Origin of the sequence: Flavobacterium sp. UW10123 (assembly GCF_040538975.1) — a bacterium.
Classification (GTDB): domain Bacteria; phylum Bacteroidota; class Bacteroidia; order Flavobacteriales; family Flavobacteriaceae; genus Flavobacterium.
In genome coordinates, this window is record NZ_JBEWQE010000001.1 from 70,654 (window position 1) to 89,387 (window position 18,734).

Genomic DNA, 18,734 nt, shown 5'->3' on the forward strand with positions numbered 1-18,734 from the left:
TTTCAAAATACTAAAGTTTTTTCTTCTATTAAATTGTCAATGAAAAATTGAAGTTCATTAACTTGGTAATCTTTTGGCAATAATTGTTCATTTAGAATGATTGCCGGAGTATGCAAAACCTTATTATTGAGACACCAATTGTATTGCTTTTGTATTATTACCGCGGCTTCTTCCGATGGCTCATTCTTCCATTTTAAATTCCATTCTTCAAGAGTCAATCTTTCAATATGCCAATCTTTCAGTGCTTCTGTGACTTTATAATAATCACCTTCTAGATGATAACTTAAGAGCTGTTTGTATACTGTATTATAAGGGTTTGAATGATTATCAATATTTATATTGAAAATAAGTTTTATGTTTATTTGTTCCAGATGTTTAGTTTGCAATTTCATTAAATTCTCGTAGGCGTTATGGCAATGCATACATGAGGCACTGAGAATAGCGTAAAGTGTAATTGGGGTATTTTCTTCTCCAATTACAATTGTTTTAATACCTTCTAAACTATTTCCATCTACTGCGTGATCAGCATTTAATAATGCTTTAAAAACACTATACTTTCTCTTAAGCTGGTTATATTTTACTTCGCTGTTTTTATTCTTTAGGTTACTCTTAATTATTTTTTTTATTGTCATCCAAACCATTGCAAACAAGGTCAAAATGGCAAAAAACACAACTAGTCCTTTTACATCTACTGAGGGCAAAAAATCATTAAAACTATAAATTAGGACTAGCGCAATTTGGATTATCAATACACCAATAATACCCAAACATAAAACGCACCATTTTTTTATTGTAAAATACTGTATGAAAATTGAATAAAATAATACAGGAACACTCAGTAAAGACAGGCAACTATAAACGAAAAGACTATCCTGAAATACTGTGAAAATTGAAAAAACAGTTAAAGCTAAAAAGTAAACCCAGGAAATGTCACTTAATTTAAATCTGCCAAATATTTTTGCTTTATTGGAAAAAAGAACATCTTTACAACTTGTATTTTTAGCTGCATGGCATATTTTAGAAATAGAGCTATCTATAAACCCTAAATCTTCTCTCACTAAAAAAACACTAATAAATAACCCTGCAAATGATGTTAACGCATAACACATTGCTAGTATAATATTGGATGAATTCTCTAAGCAAATATTTAATAAAGCGCCACAGCAAATTGCAATTAAAAGCAAACGGTGAGTACTTGAGCCAAAATTATTTTCAGTGTTATCAGTATTATCATTTTCCTCGATAGCTACAATTATTCCGTTCCATCCCTCAAGATATTCTGCTCTAGAAAGTTTTTGAACGTAACCATTTGCAAATTGGATTTCAAAATTACTTCCTGCTTTTTTGGTATAAACAATTTCACTTCCTGTATGCGTACAAAAAACCGAAAGAAATGTCTTAGGCAGATTAATTAAATCACTTTGATCTATTCGGGCTGCGATATTTTCTATATCATAAAAATTAAGTACATCAACAATTGCCGCTAAACTCGGATAATCAGGATGCGATTCTAATTCAGATAATATTTTGTCTTCAAAATGATAATATTTATGCTCTTGAAGATACTTTTTGAGATAAAAAAAATCTGTCATCTTACCGTAATTAACTCTGTTTCATCAATTTTTACCTTTAAAAAAAGTACTTTCTCAACTATAAAAAATCGCGTTCTATTTTGAATCAATTCTATAAAATTTACTTTTCCTTCCTCATCAATATCTTCTTCTAAATAATTCTCCATTGTTAATACAAAATCTGTATAAAGTGTTGGATACTCTAATTCCTGCAAAATTAATTCATCAATTTCGTCAATACTTAACTGTGAAATTCTATGTCCCAGCTCAGGAACGATTACAGATCTTACTTCTTGATTTAATTGCTCATTAAAAAAGTCTTTAATTTCTGCTTCAGTCAATTTGAACAATTCAAATGGTTTATTGTCTGCAATTAATTGATCAAACTCCTGAGGAAATTCCAAAGACATAAAATTTCTTCCAATAATGTATTCACTAGAAATGCTTTGATTATTTCTCAAACCATTTTTTAGTTTAAAATCATTTTTCAACTCTTGATTCTTAGATTTATCAAAAGACATTTGATAAGATGAGAAGTAATCTGGAAATAATTTTCGTAAACGTTCAAAATATTCTGGATATTCTTTAATCACATACGTTTCTAGATTACTGCAAATACGCGTGCTTTTTTTATAGGTTCCCAGCAAATGCAGATATGTTTTTTGATTGGGTACTTTATCAAAATCTCCAAAACCAATATAACTGCTATCATTTGGTGTATCTGGAAACAAACAATTAACTTTTTCCGAAGTTTCATTTACCATATTATAAAATAAAACCTGCTCAAAAAAAATATTAAAATTAAACCCATTAATAAAATTCCAAACAGGTCTATTATTATCTACAAAGGCTGATGATACTGCAGCATATTTTTTAAAATACTCATAATTATTACCACCAATGATTCCCATATTATAAGCATAATTACTGCTATTATTAATATAGTTTTTCATTTCATTTGGAACATACGATAAATTAGGATAAATATCTTTCCACATTTCTTCATAATATTCTGTTGTAATCTCCAAATTTTGAGCAATGAAGTCGCCACTTAATAACTCTTCTGAAAATTCTTTCCAAATAAACACATCACCATCAACATGCAAAAAAGGTTCATTTTGAAGGCTATAGGTTTTAATTTTAGGCATCGCCCAAAGACTTTTGTGATAATGATTGAGCTCGTCTAAAACAACATGAACTTTATGATATGGCAACTGAAGTTTATCAATTAATATTTCATATCCTTTTTGATCTGTATACAACTCTACTTTATAAAACTTGGCTAATTGATTGGCACTCAATATCCAGCTTAACCAATTGTGTGCCTCAGAAAGCCATCCGTAATTTTCAGCTAATGGGTCTTCTAGATTTTGAGACCAAAACGATTGAATTATTTTCATTTGATTTAGGATTTGGAGTATTTAATTAAATTTCCATCAAGGAGTACTTCATAGAAACCATTCTCATCACTCTTATAATATTGCTTTGTCTTTCTATTGAAAAAGTATTTTGCATGAAAAGTCATTTTGATTAAATCAAAATGATTTCCAGAATTATCATGAGTTATATAATTTTGTTCTTTGCTGTTTTTACCAATAAAAACATGTCTGTTCATGTATGAATACTGACCGTTTTCTAAACTTCGCATTGGCTTCATATTTAAAGTTTTAGAAAAGAAAATATCCATTCTAAAAAGATTATTTCTAAGATTTGGTTTAATAGAATCGTTCCATTTGGCAGTAATTCCGAAATTTGAATATTTGCGTATGCTATATTTATCGATATAGTATTGTTTCGGTATTTTTTTCCACTTTTTTATACGCGAAAAAACATTATTCTTGTAACTGCTAAAATGATAAAGCAAAACTTCGTATTCATTTTTATAGCTCAAAATTCCGTTCTCCCATTTTATTTTTCCAGGAGTTCCCTCGATAATAAACAAATCAAAATGAACTCTTATATTGTTTTGTTCCTTTACTAAAACGTGATGAATGCTTTCTGTTTCTGTTTGCACATCAAGAATATTAAACCCAGCTATAACTTCATCATAAGCTCCACCGCATTCATCAAAACAATGATTATTATTTGATGTGAAAACGAATTTGTAATCATTACTTTTTTCAAATAAATGATTCACATTTGCATTGTTTCTAAAAAGCAGAAAATATCCTGATGGAAAAGAATCTTTAACCGAAATAACATCATATTCTTCAAGTAATTCTTCTGTCATGAATTCTCTAATTCTACCAAAAACCACATCAATATCGCAAACTCCCCAGAAATCATAATTCAAGATTTCATCTTGAAAAATAACTCCAAAAGCAGGTTTGAAATCGCAGATTTTATAAGCATTTTTAATCTTGATATCGAGATTAAGTTTTTGTGATGCAAGATGATTAAAGGCATCCAATGAAAACTTTACCATTTTTACATTTTTCGGAATCTCTCTTTTTTCATCATCATTTGAAAAGATAATAAAATCAATAGTGGGATTGGTTTCGCAGGATTTTAAGAAAAAATCAAAGTACCACGGCAATTTTCCCAGATAACAATTTAGTAGTACTATTTTCATTTTGTCAAATTAAAAAAGAGACTATGCCATAATTTTACTTATAGCATAGTCTTTTATGAACTATAAGAATCGTTTAGTAGCAGATTCCTGTATAAATGTCTCCTGGATATTGTGGTTTAGGAACACATTTTAAAGTTGGAGCGCAATTAAAGATACCGTGATTCAAATAACAAAAACTTCCTGCAGGCGATCCACATCCTGAACCTCCTTGAATCATTCTCATTTCATCTCTTTTTAAACCTTCGGTAATGTTTTTTAAACTAATCTTTTTCATTTTAATAAATTTTGATTTTTTACATGTCTACTCATTAGCTTTTCGACTTCCGCTTTTTGGTTGGTTAAAACAATAGTTTTAAGAACAAACTGCTGTAAATGTATCTCCAGGAAATAATGGTTTTGGAACACATTTTAAACGAGGTGCACAATTAAAGACTGGGCTATTAGGAATACAAGAACTACCTAGACCTGCTCCGCAGCCACAGCCGCCTTGTATCATTCGCAGTTCTTCTCTTTTCATTCCTTCATAGATATTCTTTAAACTGATTTTTTTCATTGTTTAGTAAGTTAAAACCAGCCTACTCATTAGCTTTTCGGCTTCCGCTTTTTTTCTAAAATCCTATTTTAGTGACATCAATTTCGGGATCGGTCTTGGCTGCGCAGCCGTATTTAAAAATCTTTTAATTTGCATTTGCAACTACAAACTAATCAGACAAATAAATCAAAGTAAATCAATGTCTTAAAACTTAAAAAAGCGACATTAACATCTTAAAAATATAAAAAATACCTTACCGATTTACAGTGATTTTTTCTTGATTGCAACTATAACGTTATAGTGTTAATAAATAAAAATAGTATCACAAAAACAGTTAACTTTTTATTATTTTAAAAAAATAATTCTCTCTTATTTATCAAATTAATAATTCATGTCGCTTTTGTACCAATACACAAAAAACTTAATTAAATAAAAATAAAGCATAAAAAAAGAGCTGTCTTTCGACAGCTCTTTTCCTCATATTATTCTAGGCTAGAATTAATCTAATGTTATTTTTTTCGCACCATTGTCAATAGTTAAAACTCTTGGTCCAGTTGGTCCAGTATATTTAAAGTTACTATCACCATCTCCAGCGTTTACTAATTCGTCATCAATAGTATAACCTAATCCTGAATAGTAAGAATAATTGTGACTTGCATCCCAGTTACCATTACTTGTAAAGTTATTTCCTAAGAATTCTCTAAATGCTTCTCCGCTTTTAAGAACAACTGTTACTTGATAAACATCTGTTTTACCAACTACTAATGGGAATTCAGTTTCAGCATCACCATCCCAAGTCCATCCACCTGGAGTTGCAGCACCTACTAACCAGTGAGAAGTTGCTAATGGTGTGTGATAAGGAGTTGCTTTAAATGTATAGAAATTAGAATATTGTGCTTCTGCTCCAGTACCAACTGTAGCTTTAATACGAATATCAACATTGTTTTCTTCTTTTTCAATAAAACCTCCATTAACCAAAGCAGAATTTAGTTCAGCTACTGTTAAGGCTTTATAACGTGCTGTAGTTGTCGTAACAGCAACAGGCGCTGCAAATTTTGTTCCCGCTTTTGCGATTTCAATAGTATAATTAACAACAGTTGCTGTACCATTGTACTTTGCATAATCCCAAATTACTGTTGTTGCAATCTCTTTTTCGTTTTCTTTGGTAAGAACAATGTTAAAGTCATTTTGTGGACTAAGTAAAACTGGAGCTTCTTCTGGCGTAATTACTGGTCTGTCTTCTACATCATCTGCATTACATGACACCGCTAATACACCAATGAATGCGATTAAAATTTTATATATATTTTTCATTTTATTTATTTTTATAAGGGTTAGTTAGTATCCTGGATTTTGCTTTAAAGTTGGGTTTGCTTGGATAGTACGTGATGGAATAGGCATCAAATCTCTGAATGAGTCTGTACCGCTACCATTTTTAACGCCACCTTTCCATTGCCAGATTTTAGACGATCCTGTGAATTTGCCAAAACGAATCAAATCTGTTCTTCTATGACATTCCCAAAACAATTCACGTCCTCTCTCATCTAAAAGAAAATCTAATGTTAATTCAGAATTTGTAATAAGACCAGCATTAGCTCTTGCTCTGATTTTATTTACGTACTCTAAAGCTAATGTCATATTACCTGACGATGCACCTCTAAGTGTAGCTTCAGCATACATTAAATATACGTCAGACAATCTGTACATTGGAAAATCTGTGTCTGGCATATCTGGTCTTTGTGCCTTAGAACCATCAGAATTTACATTTGTAAATTTTGTAACTGCATAACCGTTAGAAAATACTCCATAATCAGCTATATCCAAAGTTTGTCCATCAGTAAAAAATGTTCCTCTCTTATCAGAAGCAGCATTTACGTCAGGAAATAATTGAACAAATTCTGGTCTTGTTCTGATACCAGACCAACCTCCATCCATTCCTTGATCTCCACTAGCCATTTTTCCTCCGATAGATGCGTGCAAAATAAAACTCATACCTCCTCCAATTGCTCTAATTGCATTTCCATCACCAACAATTGGGAAAATAACTTCGCTTTGTGCTCCATTTCTATTATTATCTGCAGAAAATAAATAACGGTAAGGAACATTTGCAAAAGTATATGCAGAACCTGTTATAATTTCATTACATATTGTAGCTACATCATTATATCTTTCTGTTCCTGTATAAACCTTAGAATTCAAGTAAATCTGTGCCAATAAAAATTTAGCAGCTGTTTTATCAACTCTACCGTATTCATTAGATCCAGAAGGAGCTAAAGTAGCATCCATATCTTTTAATTCTGATTCTACAAAAGCAAAAACTTCTGCTCTTGTTTTTTGTTCTGGAAAGTAGTATCCTACAGGGTCATTTTCAGTTGTAATTGGCACATTACCAAACAAGTCCATCAAATTTACATAAGAAAAAGCTCTTAAAAAACGTGCTTCTGCTCGTAAAGTCGTAACCTCTGCTTTTACTTTAGCATCAATACCTCTCTGCGTAAGTTTTTCGTCTGTTGTCTGTCTTAAAAATTCATTAGCAACACTAATTTCATAAAAAGCTCGCGAAAAGATTCCGTACAAGAATTGATTACTTGGACTCCATTTTTGCCCATTTATTGCAGGCAAACCATCATCACTCCACGCAACAATCGCCTCATCTGTTGGAAACTCCTGAGTTACAAATAGTAGTCTAAGGTAACTACTAAAATCTCCTCCAAGTCCAGAAATATCAGCTTGTCCGTCACCATCATTACCCCCTACATACAAACCTGCATATAATTTTGCCATTACTTGCTTGTATGATGCTGGATCTTGAAAAAAGTCATCAGAAAGAAACTCATCATCATCTGTTGGCTTCACATCTAAGTCACTCGTACATGAAGTAAGTGTCATACTTAATCCTAATATAAATAGGAGAAAATAAGATATATATTTAAATGATATTTTCATTTTGTTTATTTTTTAAATTTAATTTTCAATGTACTATTAGAAATTCGCGTTTACTCCAAACAAGAATGTTCTCGCTCTCGGATAAACATTATTATCTATTCCGTTGAATTTTTCAGGATCTAAACCATTGTATTTTGTAAATACCAAAACATTTTGAACTCCAGCTGTAAATCTTAATGAAGCAGCTTTTAATATTGTTTTGTCAAATGTATATCCTAATACGATGTTATCTAACTTAATGAAAGAAGCATCTTTTACATAATAATTTGAGTAATTACGTTGAGTTCCATTAGAGTTACTTTCAGTTGTAAAACCTGTATTGTAATAATCTGTAGTAATATTTGCCAAATCTGAATCTCTTCTTAAACCGGCTTGTAAATATCCTTTATCAGAACTTACGTTATCGAAAATATAATTTCCTAAACTAGCTCTCCAGTTCATTGTAAAATCGAACTTTTTGTAATTCAATGTAGAATACAGTCCAAAAGTATAGTCTGCTGTTGGTTTATGATATTTATAACGGTCAGCATCTGTAATTACACCGTCACCATTTCTATCAGCGTAAGCACCTTGAATAGGTCTTTTGTTCGCATCATACAATTGCTCAAATACGAAGAATGAATTTGGTGCGTATCCTTCTGAGTGAATTAACACCTGATTTCCTGTACCACCAGCAATTACATCTCCAGTAATATATCCTTGGAATCCTGGAACTGTTACACCCAAATCAGATATTTTTTGATCAATATATGTTACGTTAGCGGCAACATTCCATGTCAATTTATCATTTTTAATGATATCTGATTGAAGACTAAACTCAACCCCTTTTGTTCTAACGCTTCCAATGTTGCTATATCCTTGGTTACGAATGTTTGCTCCATCAGGAACTGGGATATCTGCCAATAAATCACTAGATTTTTTATCAAAATAGTTAAGAGTACCTGTTAGCCTTTCGTTAAAAAAGCCAAAATCTACTCCAATATTCATTTCTGCTAAATCTTCCCATTTAATATCTTTGTTATACCCTTCAGGTCTTGCAGCTCTATAAATAACACCATCAAAAACATATTGTGTATTTAGCGTTCCTAATGTTACTCGCTGCAAATAATCGTATGCACGCGGAATATCTTGCTGGCCAGTAGTTCCGTATCCAACTCTTAATTTTAAACTAGATAAAGTTTCATTGTCCTTTAAGAATGCTTCTTCTGCCAAGTTCCATGCAAAGGCACCTCCTGCAAAATTACCCCATCTGTTTTCTTTAGAGAAACGTGAAGTTCCGTCTCTTCTATAGTTCACAGTTAATAAATATCTACTGTCATATCCTAAATTCAAACGTCCAAAATACGACTGCAAGTTAACGTCTGCGTCTGTTGTAACATCCGCAGGCGGATTAGGCTGTTTAATATCTCCTGAGTTAAATCCTTCTCTCTGGAATAGCTGATAGTTGTAACCAGCTGTAGCATCAATTTTAAACTTACCAATATCTTTAGTATAATTAAAGTATGTGTTTAAGTTTTTGTTCTGACGAGTATCTGTATAATGAGTATACCCCCCTAAATTAATCCAGTTACCTTTATCAAATGTGTTAGGCTGGTATCCTAAAATACTTTCAGTACTGATTGCATTATAACCATCACTATCAAATTTATCGATACCTGCTTCGGCAACGATCCTTAAATCTTCAAAGAAATGAAATTTATAATCTACTCTAATATTACCCCACTTTCTAGTAGATGTCGCTCTTCTGTCTTCTTGATTTATTCTTGCCACAGGGTTTCTCGCTGGCAACAATGGTACATTTCCATTTGCTTCTAGCCATTCAAAGTATCCTCCATATCTAGAACCTTCTTGATAAACTGACTGTGTAGGATCAAATATAATAGCACTACTAATTGCTGCTCCTTCATTTTGGAACTGATTTTTTCCAAAAGCTAAATTTCCTGTAATATCGATTTTTAAATGATTATCAAATAAAACTGGATTTAACGATAACGATGTCGTAGTTCTCTCAAAAGAAGTATTCATTAATATTCCAGGATTATCCACATTACCTACAGATAAACGCACAGGAAGTTTATTAAATAATGAACCACTTACCGATATGTTATTATTTGTTGTTAGGGCTGTGTGAAAAATTTCATCCTGCCAATTAGTATTTGCTGTACCAAGTAAAGCTTTTTGAGCTGGAGTACCGTTTGCATTTACAATTGCACGATATTCATCAGCACTCATCACATCTACAGTGTTAGCAACAGTATTGATACCAACTTGAGAGCTAAAGTTTACTTTCACACCACCTTTTGTTCCTTTTTTAGTTGTAATTACAATTACTCCATTTGCAGCACGAGAACCATAAATTGCTGCTGCAGATGCATCTTTTAAAACAGTAAATGATTCAATATCATTAGGGTCAATTGTAGACAAAACACTTGTAGCACCATCTGGAACAGCATTGCTCATAGGAAGTCCATCGATTACAATTAAAGGCTCATTAGAAGCACTCAAAGAAGATCCTCCACGAATTCTAATATCTGCTTTTGCTCCTGGAGCTCCACCTCCAACAACATTAACACCAGCAATACGTCCGCTAATTAATGTTTCTGGCGTTACGTTAATTCCTTTATTAAAATCTTTTGCTGCAATTTGAGAAACAGACCCTGTTGCATCTTTTTTCTTCACAGTTCCGTAACCAACTTGCACCACAACTTCTTTAAGCTGATTAGTGTCTTCTTCTAAAGTAACGTTAAGTGTTTTTTGACCTGTGTACTCGATTGTTTCTGTTTTGTATCCAATAAAAGAAACAACAATTTTGTTACCGTTTTTAACATTTGACAGCTGGTAATTTCCATCAAATCCAGTTGATGCACCGTTTGGAGCACCTTGTACATTTACATTTACTCCTGGTATTGGCTGACCTGTTGTTTTGTCTACAACAGTCCCTTTTAAAGTGTTCTGAGCCAACACTGTAAAAGGCAACAATAGGAATAAAAATAACAACTTTTTGTAAATTGTTTTCATACTTTTTGTTTAAATTAGTTTTGAGTTTTTGAACGTTAGTTAAGTTTTTAATTTTACTTCGAATTTCAAAATTATGAATTTATTAACATGCTCGACAACAGGCACTTTTTATTGCTTTACGAAAACGTGGTAGTGTTGAAAACTTTCTATTTTTTGTAATCTTTTAGCGTTAAAATTGCAAATACCAAAAATATTATACACCTTTATTATTAATTAGATTTTTTTGAATTAACTCCATGAAACGCAAAATAACCCTAAAACAGATCGCAAAGGAACTTGATGTATCAATCTCAACTGTCTCAAAATCACTAAGAAACAGTCTCGAAATTGGAGAAGAAACCAGACTAAAAGTGCAAGCTTTTGCTAAGTTTTACAACTACAAACCAAACAACATTGCCCTTAGTTTAAAAAACCGAAAAACTAAGAGTATCGGCATCATTATTCCCGAAATTGTACACTACTTTTTTTCTACTGTAATCAACGGAATTGAACAGGTTGCAAACGAATATGGCTACAGTGTTGTTATCTGTGTATCTGATGATTCTTTTGATAAAGAAGTCCTAAACATGGAGATGCTAGCCAACGGAAGTATTGACGGTTTTATCATGTCTCTTTCTAAGGAAACACAGTATAAAGGAGACTTTCACCATATAACAGAAGTTATCAATCAAGGAATGCCTGTGGTTATGTTTGACCGCGTTACCAACGATATTCTTTGCGATAAAGTAATTATTGATGATAAATCTGCAGCGTATGAAGCTGTTCAAAGCTTAATTGACAGCGGACGTAAAAAAATCGCATTAGTTACAACAGTTGATTATGTAAGTGTTGGAAAACTGCGAACAGATGGTTACGAAAAAGCTTTATTAGATAACGGATTGCCTTTTAACGAAGATTTAATCATAAAAATTGAAGATGTAGATACTTGCGAAATAACCATTTCTGAACTTCTTCATGCCAGAGCTTTCGATGCTGTTTTTGCTGTAAATGAGCTTTTTGCAGTAACAATTATTAAAACTGCATCGAAAATGGGATTAAAAGTTCCTGAAGATATAGCCGTAATTGCTTTTACAGACGGAATTATTTCAAAATACTCTACTCCAACGATTACAACTGTTAGCCAGAGTGGCGAAAAAATGGGGAATAAAGCGGCTAAAATGCTTATAGAAAGAATAGAAGCCGAAGAAGATGACGACGAAGAACACAATGAAAATTATATTACAGAAGTCATAGAAACTCATCTTATAAAAAGAGAATCTACTGACTAATTTTCTTAAAATCAATACTTTCTAAAGCCATAAAAAATATTTATGGCTTTTTTATTAGCATATATAAAAAAATAATTTATAATTTTACGCCCGTCAAGGCTTTTAGTTTTACTTCGAAAGAAACAAAGTTTTGATAAGCAAAGCGCTTATCGTATAATTTTCACAAATTACGATAATGGAAAAGCGTAAATTAAGTTTCTGGGAAATCTGGAATATGAGTTTCGGTTTCTTAGGAATCCAAATGGGGTTTGCACTACAAAATGCAAATGCCAGCAGAATTCTTCAAATTTTTGGTGCCGACGTACATGAACTTTCATGGTTCTGGATTATTGCTCCCCTTATGGGATTAATAGTGCAGCCTATTATTGGTCATTACAGCGATAAAACCTGGGGAAAATTCGGCAGACGAAAACCTTTCTTTTTAGTAGGAGCCGTTTTAGCTTCAGTGGGATTAATTTTAATGCCACAGGCTAACATTTTCATTTCTGTTTTACCTGCCTTATGGGTTGGAGCTGGAATGTTAATGATCATGGACGCTTCTTTCAACATTGCAATGGAACCTTTCAGAGCGCTTGTTGGGGACAATTTAAGAACAGATCAGCGTACTGCAGGATTTAGTATCCAAACTTCTTTAATTGGTTTTGGAGCCGTAATTGGTTCTGCATTGCCATACATTCTTACGAAATATTTTGGTGTCCCAAACAGTACAGTTCCTGGAAGTGTTCCGTTAAATCTAACGTTATCTTTTATTATTGGAGCGGCGGTTTTAATTGGTTCAATCTTAGTTACATTATTCACAACCAAAGAATATTCGCCAGAAGAACTGGCAAAATTTGAAGATCCGCAAAATGATGCGATTTCTGATTCTGATGAAAAATCAAAAATCACAGACATCTTTACCGATTTTGCAAAAATGCCAACTACAATGCGCCAGCTTAGCTGGGTGCAATTTTTTTCTTGGTTCGGATTATTCGGAATGTGGGTTTTTACCACTCCAGCAATCGCACACCATATCTATGGTTTACCATTGGAAGATACATCAAGCCAGCAATATCAAGACGCTGGTGACTGGGTCGGAATTCTGTTTGGTGTTTACAACTTAGTTTCTGCCATTGTCGCTTTGTTTTTCTTGCCCTATATCGCTAAAAAAATCGGAAGAAAAGCAACACATTCACTTTCATTAGTCATTGGAGGAATTGGTTTAATCTCCATTTATTTCATGCCAAATGAAGATTGGGTTGTTTTGCCAATGATCTTAATCGGAATTGCTTGGGCGAGTATCCTAGCAATGCCTTATGCTATTCTTGCGGGTTCAATTACACCTAAAAAAATGGGAGTTTACATGGGAATCTTCAACTTCTTTGTTGTTATTCCACAAATTGTAAACGCTCTAATTGGTGGTCCAATTGTAAAATACCTTTACAACGGAGACGCAATTTATGCCTTAGTTACTAGCGGCGTTAGTTTCTTAATCGCGGCAGCTTTAGTATCTAAAGTAAAAGACGTAGACGACTTTACTCAAAAATCATAATAAAGAATTTTCCACACAATGAGCAAAAAAGCATTCATATTCGATCTTGACGGAGTGATCGTTGATACCGCTAAATACCACTTTTTGGCTTGGCAAAAAATTGCCAAATCGTTAAATATCAATTTTACGCACGAAGACAACGAACTTCTAAAAGGTGTTAGCCGCGTTCGTTCACTAGACATTATACTTGGGTTAGGAAATGTTCAGGCTACTCAAGAACAAAAAGATCAATGGTTAATTCAAAAAAATGAAGATTACCTATCTTATTTAGTTGACATGGATGAAAGTGAGGTTCTTCCAGGAGTTTTAAAAATTCTAAAACTATTAAAAGATAAAAACCAAGGAATTGCATTAGGCTCAGCGAGTAAAAATGCAAGACCAATTCTAGAAAAAACAGGTGTTCTGTCTTACTTCGATGTTATTGTTGACGGAAATGACGTTACCAATGCAAAACCAGACCCTGAAGTATTCTTAAAAGCGGCTCAATTATTAAACATTGATCCAAAAAATTCAATCGTATTTGAAGATTCTGTTGCTGGAATTCAGGCAGCAAACATCGCAGAAATGGTAAGTGTGGGAATTGGTGAGGAAACAATTTTACATGAAGCTGATCACATTTTTAAAGATTTTACCCAAATTGAAACAAGCTTTATTGAAGAGTTAATCGGATAATTAGAAAATGTGTCAATGAGATAATACTACTCCTCATCGACAAATATTCTAATGCAACAATTACTCAAATGAATGTAAAAAGTTAATAAGAAACCAAGGCAATTATCTAATTACCAAATTGCCGAATTATCTAATTTAAAAGATGAACCAAGATTATATAAAACCAGACAATTGGTCTATTATTGAAGAAGGATTTGATGCAGAGAGAGTAAAATCTTCTGAAAGTCTTTTTAGTATCGGGAACGGCGCTATGGGACAGCGTGCGAATTTTGAAGAATCTTATTCCGCAGAAACTTTTCAAGGAAGTTATATTGCCGGAATTTACTATCCAGACAAAACAAAAGTGGGCTGGTGGAAAAACGGTTATCCGAAATATTTTGCCAAAGTACTTAACGCTCCAAACTGGATCGGAATTGACATTGAAATCAACGAAGAAAATCTTGATTTAAATACTTGCTCCGAGGTTAGAAACTTCCGCAGAGAATTGAATATGAAAGAAGGATGGTACAACCGTTCTTTTGAAGCAGTTTTGAAAAACGGAACTGAAATCGCAGTAAACGTTCGTCGCTTTCTTTCGTTAGATTTAGACGAAGCCGGAGTTATCAAATATGATATTACGCCTTTAAACAAAGATGCAAAAATCGTTTACAAACCGTATATCGACGCTGGTGTAACTAATGAAGATGCTAACTGGGAAGAAAAATTTTGGGAACCGCTTGAGGTTAAAAAAGGAACAAACGAAGCTTTTGTAACTGCTCAGACTTTCAAAACGCATTTTAAGGTTACGACTTTCATGCACAATACGATTTTGGCCAACGGAGAAAACATCAACGTTTCGCCATCGACAATCGATTCAACGGTAGATAAAGTTCAGTACACTTACGGAACTATTATTGCAAAAGGACAAACCTCAACAATCCAAAAAATTGGAGGTTATACGGTTTCTTTAAACCACGAAAATACTTTGGCTGGAGCCGAAAAAGTAATCAAATCTGCTGTTGCTTTAGGTTATGAAACCTTGCTTCAAAACCAAATTGATGCTTGGGCAAAAGTTTGGGAAATGTCAGATATTACTATTGAAGGCGATGTAAAAGCGCAACAAGGAATTCGTTTTAACATCTTCCAATTAAACCAAACCTATTCAGGAAAAGACAGCCGCTTAAATATTGGTCCTAAAGGTTTCACCGGAGAAAAATACGGCGGATCTACTTATTGGGATACTGAGGCTTATTGTATTCCGTTTTACATGGCTACAAAAGATCAGCAAGTTGCGAGAAACTTATTGACGTATCGTTACAATCAATTGGACAAAGCGATTGAAAACGCTAAAGATAATTTAGGTTTCAAAAACGGTGCTGCATTATATCCAATGGTAACCATGAACGGTGAAGAATGTCACAACGAATGGGAAATCACACACGAAGAAATCCACAGAAATGGTGCAATTGCTTTTGCGATTTACAACTACAACCGTTACACGGGAGATTACTCTTATATTCCAGAAAAAGGATTAGAAGTTTTAATCGGAATTGCACGTTTCTGGCACCAAAGAGCTTCTTTCTCAAAAGATAAAAATCAATATGTAATTTTGGGAGTTACAGGTCCAAACGAATACGAAAACAACATCAACAATAATTTCTACACCAATTATATTGCAAAATGGTGTATTGATTTTGCTGCTGAACAAATCGAAAAAGTAGCTTCAGAATATCCTGCAGATCACAAACGTATTTTAGAAAAAGTAAGTCTTTCGGCGAATGAAATTCAGGAATGGAAAAAAGTGGCAGACGATATGTACTTCCCTATTTCTGAAGAACTTGGAATCTATTTACAGCAAGATGGTTTCTTAGATAAAGATTTAGTTCCTGTAAAAGATTTAGATAAATCACAGCGCCCGATTAACCAAAAATGGTCTTGGGATCGCGTATTGCGTTCGCCTTACATCAAACAAGCTGACGTTTTACAAGGTTTCTATTTCTTCGAAGATCATTTTTCGAAAGAAGAATTAAAGCGCAATTTTGAATTTTATGAGTCGTTTACCGTTCACGAAAGTTCACTTTCGCCTTGCGTACACTCAATTCAGGCTGCAGCTTTAGATAAAATGGACATGGCATACACATTTTATTTAAGAACTTCTCGTTTGGATTTGGACGATTATAATAAAGAAGTTGAAGAAGGTTGTCATATCACGTCAATGGCCGGTACATGGATGAGTATCGTGGAAGGCTTTGGAGGAATGCGTGTGAAAAATGATCAACTTCATTTCTCGCCTAAAATTCCAAAAGAATGGAAAGGTTATTCGTTTAAAATCAATTTCAGAAACCAAATTCTTAAAGTAGCTGTAAATCACAACGAAACCACATTTACTGTAGACGGCGATCAAGATTTAACAATTATCGTTAACGGAAAAACTGTAAATGCAAGTAAATTTGTACAAATAAATTAAATTACAATACACCTAAAAATCTAAAAAACATGAAAAACTTATTTTTCGCAAGTTTAATCTTGTTTGCTTTTAGCTCTATTGCAGAAGCACAACAATTAAAATCACCCGAAGGAAAGTTCGTAATGGAATTTTCTCTTCAAAACGATGGAACTCCAACGTACAATTTAAAATACAAAAACAAAGAAGTTGTAAAAACCAGTAAACTAGGTCTTGAACTTAAAGATGACAAAAAATCTTTATTGAATGACTTTACAATCGCTGATACTAAGACTTCAACTTTTGATGAAACTTGGAAACCAGTTTGGGGAGAAGTAGATCACATTAGAAATCATTATAATGAATTGGCAGTTACTTTAAATCAAAAAAGTACAGACAGACAAATCGTAATTCGTTTCCGTTTATTCGATGACGGCTTAGGATTCCGTTATGAATTTCCAGCTCAAAAGAATCTTACTTATTTCGTAATCAAAGAAGAAAGATCACAATTTGCCATGACTGGAGATCATACAGCTTTCTGGATTCCGGGAGATTATGACACTCAGGAATACGATTATACAAAATCTAAATTATCTGAAATCAGAGGTTTATCTCAAAAAGCATATACAGCAAACGTTTCTCAAAAATCGTTTTCACCAACAGGAGTTCAAACTTCTTTGATGTTAAAAACGGCTGACGGAATCTACATCAACTTGCACGAAGCGGCTTTGATTGACTATTCTTGTATGCACTTGAATTTAGACGATAAAAACCTAATTTTCGAATCTTGGTTAACTCCAGATGCAAAAGGAGATAAAGGTCATATGCAAGCTCCAAATCATTCGCCTTGGAGAACGATTATCGTAAGTGACGATGCTAGAGAAATTCTTTCATCAAAAATGACTTATAACTTAAACGATCCATCAAAAATTGAGAATACTTCTTGGATTAAGCCAGTAAAATACATTGGTGTTTGGTGGGAAATGATTACAGGAAAAAGCTCTTGGTCTTACACTAACGATTTCCCGACAGTTCAATTGGGAGTTTCTGATTTCTCAAAAGCAAAACCAAACGGAACGCACGGTGCAAACAATGCTAACGTAAAGAAATACATTGATTTCGCTGCGGCAAATGGTTTCGATGCCGTTTTAGTTGAAGGATGGAACGAAGGCTGGGAAGACTGGTTTGGACATTCTAAAGATTATGTTTTTGATTTCTTAACTCCTTACCCAGATTTTGATGTAAAAGGTCTTCACGAATACGCAAAATCTAAAGGTGTAAAAATCATCATGCACCACGAAACTTCTGGATCTGTTCGTAACTACGAGCGTCACATGGATGCTGCTTACAAATTCATGAACGATAACGGATACGATGCTGTAAAAAGCGGTTACGTAGGTGATATTTTGCCAAGAGGTGAAAACCACTACAGCCAATGGATTGTAAACCATTACCAATACGCTATCGAAAAAGCAGCTGATTATAAAATTATGGTGAACGCTCACGAAGCGGTTCGTCCAACAGGAATTGCTAGAACGTATCCTAACTTAATTGGAAACGAAGCAGCAAGAGGAACAGAATACCAAGCTTTTGGAGGTTCTAAACCAAATCACGTAACGGTTTTACCATTTACACGTTTAATTGGTGGTCCAATGGATTACACTCCGGGAATCTTCGAAATGGATATTAGCAAAATGAATCCTGAGAACAAATCGCATGTAAACAGTACAATTGCAAACCAATTGGCATTATACGTTACTATGTACAGCCCATTACAAATGGCAGCTGATACTCCAGAAAACTACAACCGTTTTCCAGATGCATTCCAATTCATTAAAGATGTAGCTGTAGACTGGTCAGAAAGTAAATATATCGAGGCTGAGCCAGGAGATTTTATTACAGTTGCACGTAAAGCAAAAGGAACAAACAACTGGTTCGTTGGAAACGTAAACGGAGAAACTCCACGTACATCTAACATTGATTTCAGTTTCCTTGAAAAAGGTAAAAAATATACAGCTACAATTTATGCTGATGCAAAAGATGCGCATTACAAAACAAATCCGCAAGCTTATACAATCAAGAAAATTGCTGTAACGAATAAATCAAAATTATCTCAGCTTTCTGCTCCTGGCGGAGGTTATGCGATAAGCATTATCGAAAACAAATAATTTTTAAAGACAAGTAATTACCCCCAAGATTACT

The 18,734-nt window shown here is 33.5% G+C and carries 13 protein-coding genes; 5 read left to right on the forward strand and 8 right to left on the reverse strand.

Annotated features, from left to right (window positions below):
* Nucleotides 1-2: 2 nt before the first annotated feature.
* The 8 genes from ABXT06_RS00295 to ABXT06_RS00330 all read right to left on the reverse strand — a co-directional run bounded on the left by ABXT06_RS00295 (nucleotide 3) and on the right by ABXT06_RS00330 (nucleotide 10,639).
* Nucleotides 3-1,592 carry a vitamin K epoxide reductase family protein gene (locus ABXT06_RS00295; protein WP_354588961.1) on the reverse strand — a complete coding sequence of 530 codons (1,590 nt, stop codon included), beginning with the start codon at nucleotides 1,590-1,592 and terminating at the stop codon, nucleotides 3-5.
* The gene (locus ABXT06_RS00300; protein ID WP_354588962.1) at nucleotides 1,589-2,971 is read right to left on the reverse strand and encodes a DUF6734 family protein; all 1,383 of its coding nucleotides are present in this window, start codon (nucleotides 2,969-2,971) and stop codon (nucleotides 1,589-1,591) included. The genes ABXT06_RS00295 and ABXT06_RS00300 overlap by 4 nt, the downstream gene beginning before the upstream one ends.
* A 5-nt stretch (nucleotides 2,972-2,976) precedes the next feature.
* Nucleotides 2,977-4,143, reverse strand: coding sequence for a DUF6625 family protein (locus ABXT06_RS00305; protein ID WP_354588963.1), 1,167 nt, complete (start codon nucleotides 4,141-4,143; stop codon nucleotides 2,977-2,979).
* 73 nt (nucleotides 4,144-4,216) lie between these two features.
* The gene (locus ABXT06_RS00310) at nucleotides 4,217-4,417 is read right to left on the reverse strand and encodes a hypothetical protein (RefSeq protein WP_354588964.1); all 201 of its coding nucleotides are present in this window, start codon (nucleotides 4,415-4,417) and stop codon (nucleotides 4,217-4,219) included.
* A gap of 78 nt (nucleotides 4,418-4,495) precedes the next feature.
* Nucleotides 4,496-4,696 (reverse strand): hypothetical protein, encoded by a 201-nt coding sequence (locus tag ABXT06_RS00315; RefSeq protein WP_354588965.1) that lies wholly within the window; start codon nucleotides 4,694-4,696, stop codon nucleotides 4,496-4,498.
* A 477-nt stretch (nucleotides 4,697-5,173) separates the two neighbouring features.
* Nucleotides 5,174-5,989 (reverse strand): SusE domain-containing protein, encoded by an 816-nt coding sequence (locus ABXT06_RS00320; protein ID WP_354588966.1) that lies wholly within the window; start codon nucleotides 5,987-5,989, stop codon nucleotides 5,174-5,176.
* Between the two features lie 24 nt (nucleotides 5,990-6,013).
* A complete protein-coding gene (locus ABXT06_RS00325; RefSeq protein ID WP_354588967.1) occupies nucleotides 6,014-7,621 on the reverse strand; it encodes a RagB/SusD family nutrient uptake outer membrane protein in 1,608 nt (535 codons plus the stop codon).
* 36 nt (nucleotides 7,622-7,657) lie between these two features.
* On the reverse strand, nucleotides 7,658-10,639 hold the full coding sequence (locus ABXT06_RS00330) for a SusC/RagA family TonB-linked outer membrane protein (protein WP_354588968.1): 2,982 nt from the start codon (nucleotides 10,637-10,639) through the stop codon (nucleotides 7,658-7,660).
* A gap of 236 nt (nucleotides 10,640-10,875) precedes the next feature.
* Here ABXT06_RS00330 and ABXT06_RS00335 point away from each other — a divergent pair, with 236 nt between their 5' ends.
* From ABXT06_RS00335 to ABXT06_RS00355, 5 genes are all read left to right on the forward strand, one after another.
* On the forward strand, nucleotides 10,876-11,907 hold the full coding sequence (locus tag ABXT06_RS00335) for a LacI family DNA-binding transcriptional regulator (protein WP_354588969.1): 1,032 nt from the start codon (nucleotides 10,876-10,878) through the stop codon (nucleotides 11,905-11,907).
* Between the two features lie 175 nt (nucleotides 11,908-12,082).
* A complete protein-coding gene (locus ABXT06_RS00340; protein ID WP_354588970.1) occupies nucleotides 12,083-13,438 on the forward strand; it encodes an MFS transporter in 1,356 nt (451 codons plus the stop codon).
* Nucleotides 13,439-13,456: 18 nt separating this feature from the next.
* Complete coding sequence (gene pgmB / locus ABXT06_RS00345) at nucleotides 13,457-14,110, forward strand: beta-phosphoglucomutase (RefSeq protein ID WP_354588971.1); 654 nt, start codon at nucleotides 13,457-13,459, stop codon at nucleotides 14,108-14,110.
* Nucleotides 14,111-14,252: 142 nt separating this feature from the next.
* Nucleotides 14,253-16,556: a maltose phosphorylase MdxK gene (gene mdxK, locus ABXT06_RS00350; RefSeq protein ID WP_354588972.1), complete on the forward strand. Its 2,304-nt coding sequence runs from the start codon at nucleotides 14,253-14,255 to the stop codon at nucleotides 16,554-16,556.
* 29 nt (nucleotides 16,557-16,585) lie between these two features.
* A complete protein-coding gene (locus tag ABXT06_RS00355; protein ID WP_354588973.1) occupies nucleotides 16,586-18,700 on the forward strand; it encodes a glycoside hydrolase family 97 protein in 2,115 nt (704 codons plus the stop codon).
* Nucleotides 18,701-18,734: the final 34 nt, after the last annotated feature.

Coding starts and splice junctions, on each gene's coding strand:
- ABXT06_RS00295 (WP_354588961.1), bottom strand. CDS start 1,592: ATGACAGATTTTTTTTATCTCAAAAAGTATCTTCAAGAGCATAAATAT.
- ABXT06_RS00300 (WP_354588962.1), bottom strand. CDS start 2,971: ATGAAAATAATTCAATCGTTTTGGTCTCAAAATCTAGAAGACCCATTA.
- ABXT06_RS00305 (WP_354588963.1), bottom strand. CDS start 4,143: ATGAAAATAGTACTACTAAATTGTTATCTGGGAAAATTGCCGTGGTAC.
- ABXT06_RS00310 (WP_354588964.1), bottom strand. CDS start 4,417: ATGAAAAAGATTAGTTTAAAAAACATTACCGAAGGTTTAAAAAGAGAT.
- ABXT06_RS00315 (WP_354588965.1), bottom strand. CDS start 4,696: ATGAAAAAAATCAGTTTAAAGAATATCTATGAAGGAATGAAAAGAGAA.
- ABXT06_RS00320 (WP_354588966.1), bottom strand. CDS start 5,989: ATGAAAAATATATATAAAATTTTAATCGCATTCATTGGTGTATTAGCG.
- ABXT06_RS00325 (WP_354588967.1), bottom strand. CDS start 7,621: ATGAAAATATCATTTAAATATATATCTTATTTTCTCCTATTTATATTA.
- ABXT06_RS00330 (WP_354588968.1), bottom strand. CDS start 10,639: ATGAAAACAATTTACAAAAAGTTGTTATTTTTATTCCTATTGTTGCCT.
- ABXT06_RS00335 (WP_354588969.1), top strand. CDS start 10,876: ATGAAACGCAAAATAACCCTAAAACAGATCGCAAAGGAACTTGATGTA.
- ABXT06_RS00340 (WP_354588970.1), top strand. CDS start 12,083: ATGGAAAAGCGTAAATTAAGTTTCTGGGAAATCTGGAATATGAGTTTC.
- pgmB (WP_354588971.1), top strand. CDS start 13,457: ATGAGCAAAAAAGCATTCATATTCGATCTTGACGGAGTGATCGTTGAT.
- mdxK (WP_354588972.1), top strand. CDS start 14,253: ATGAACCAAGATTATATAAAACCAGACAATTGGTCTATTATTGAAGAA.
- ABXT06_RS00355 (WP_354588973.1), top strand. CDS start 16,586: ATGAAAAACTTATTTTTCGCAAGTTTAATCTTGTTTGCTTTTAGCTCT.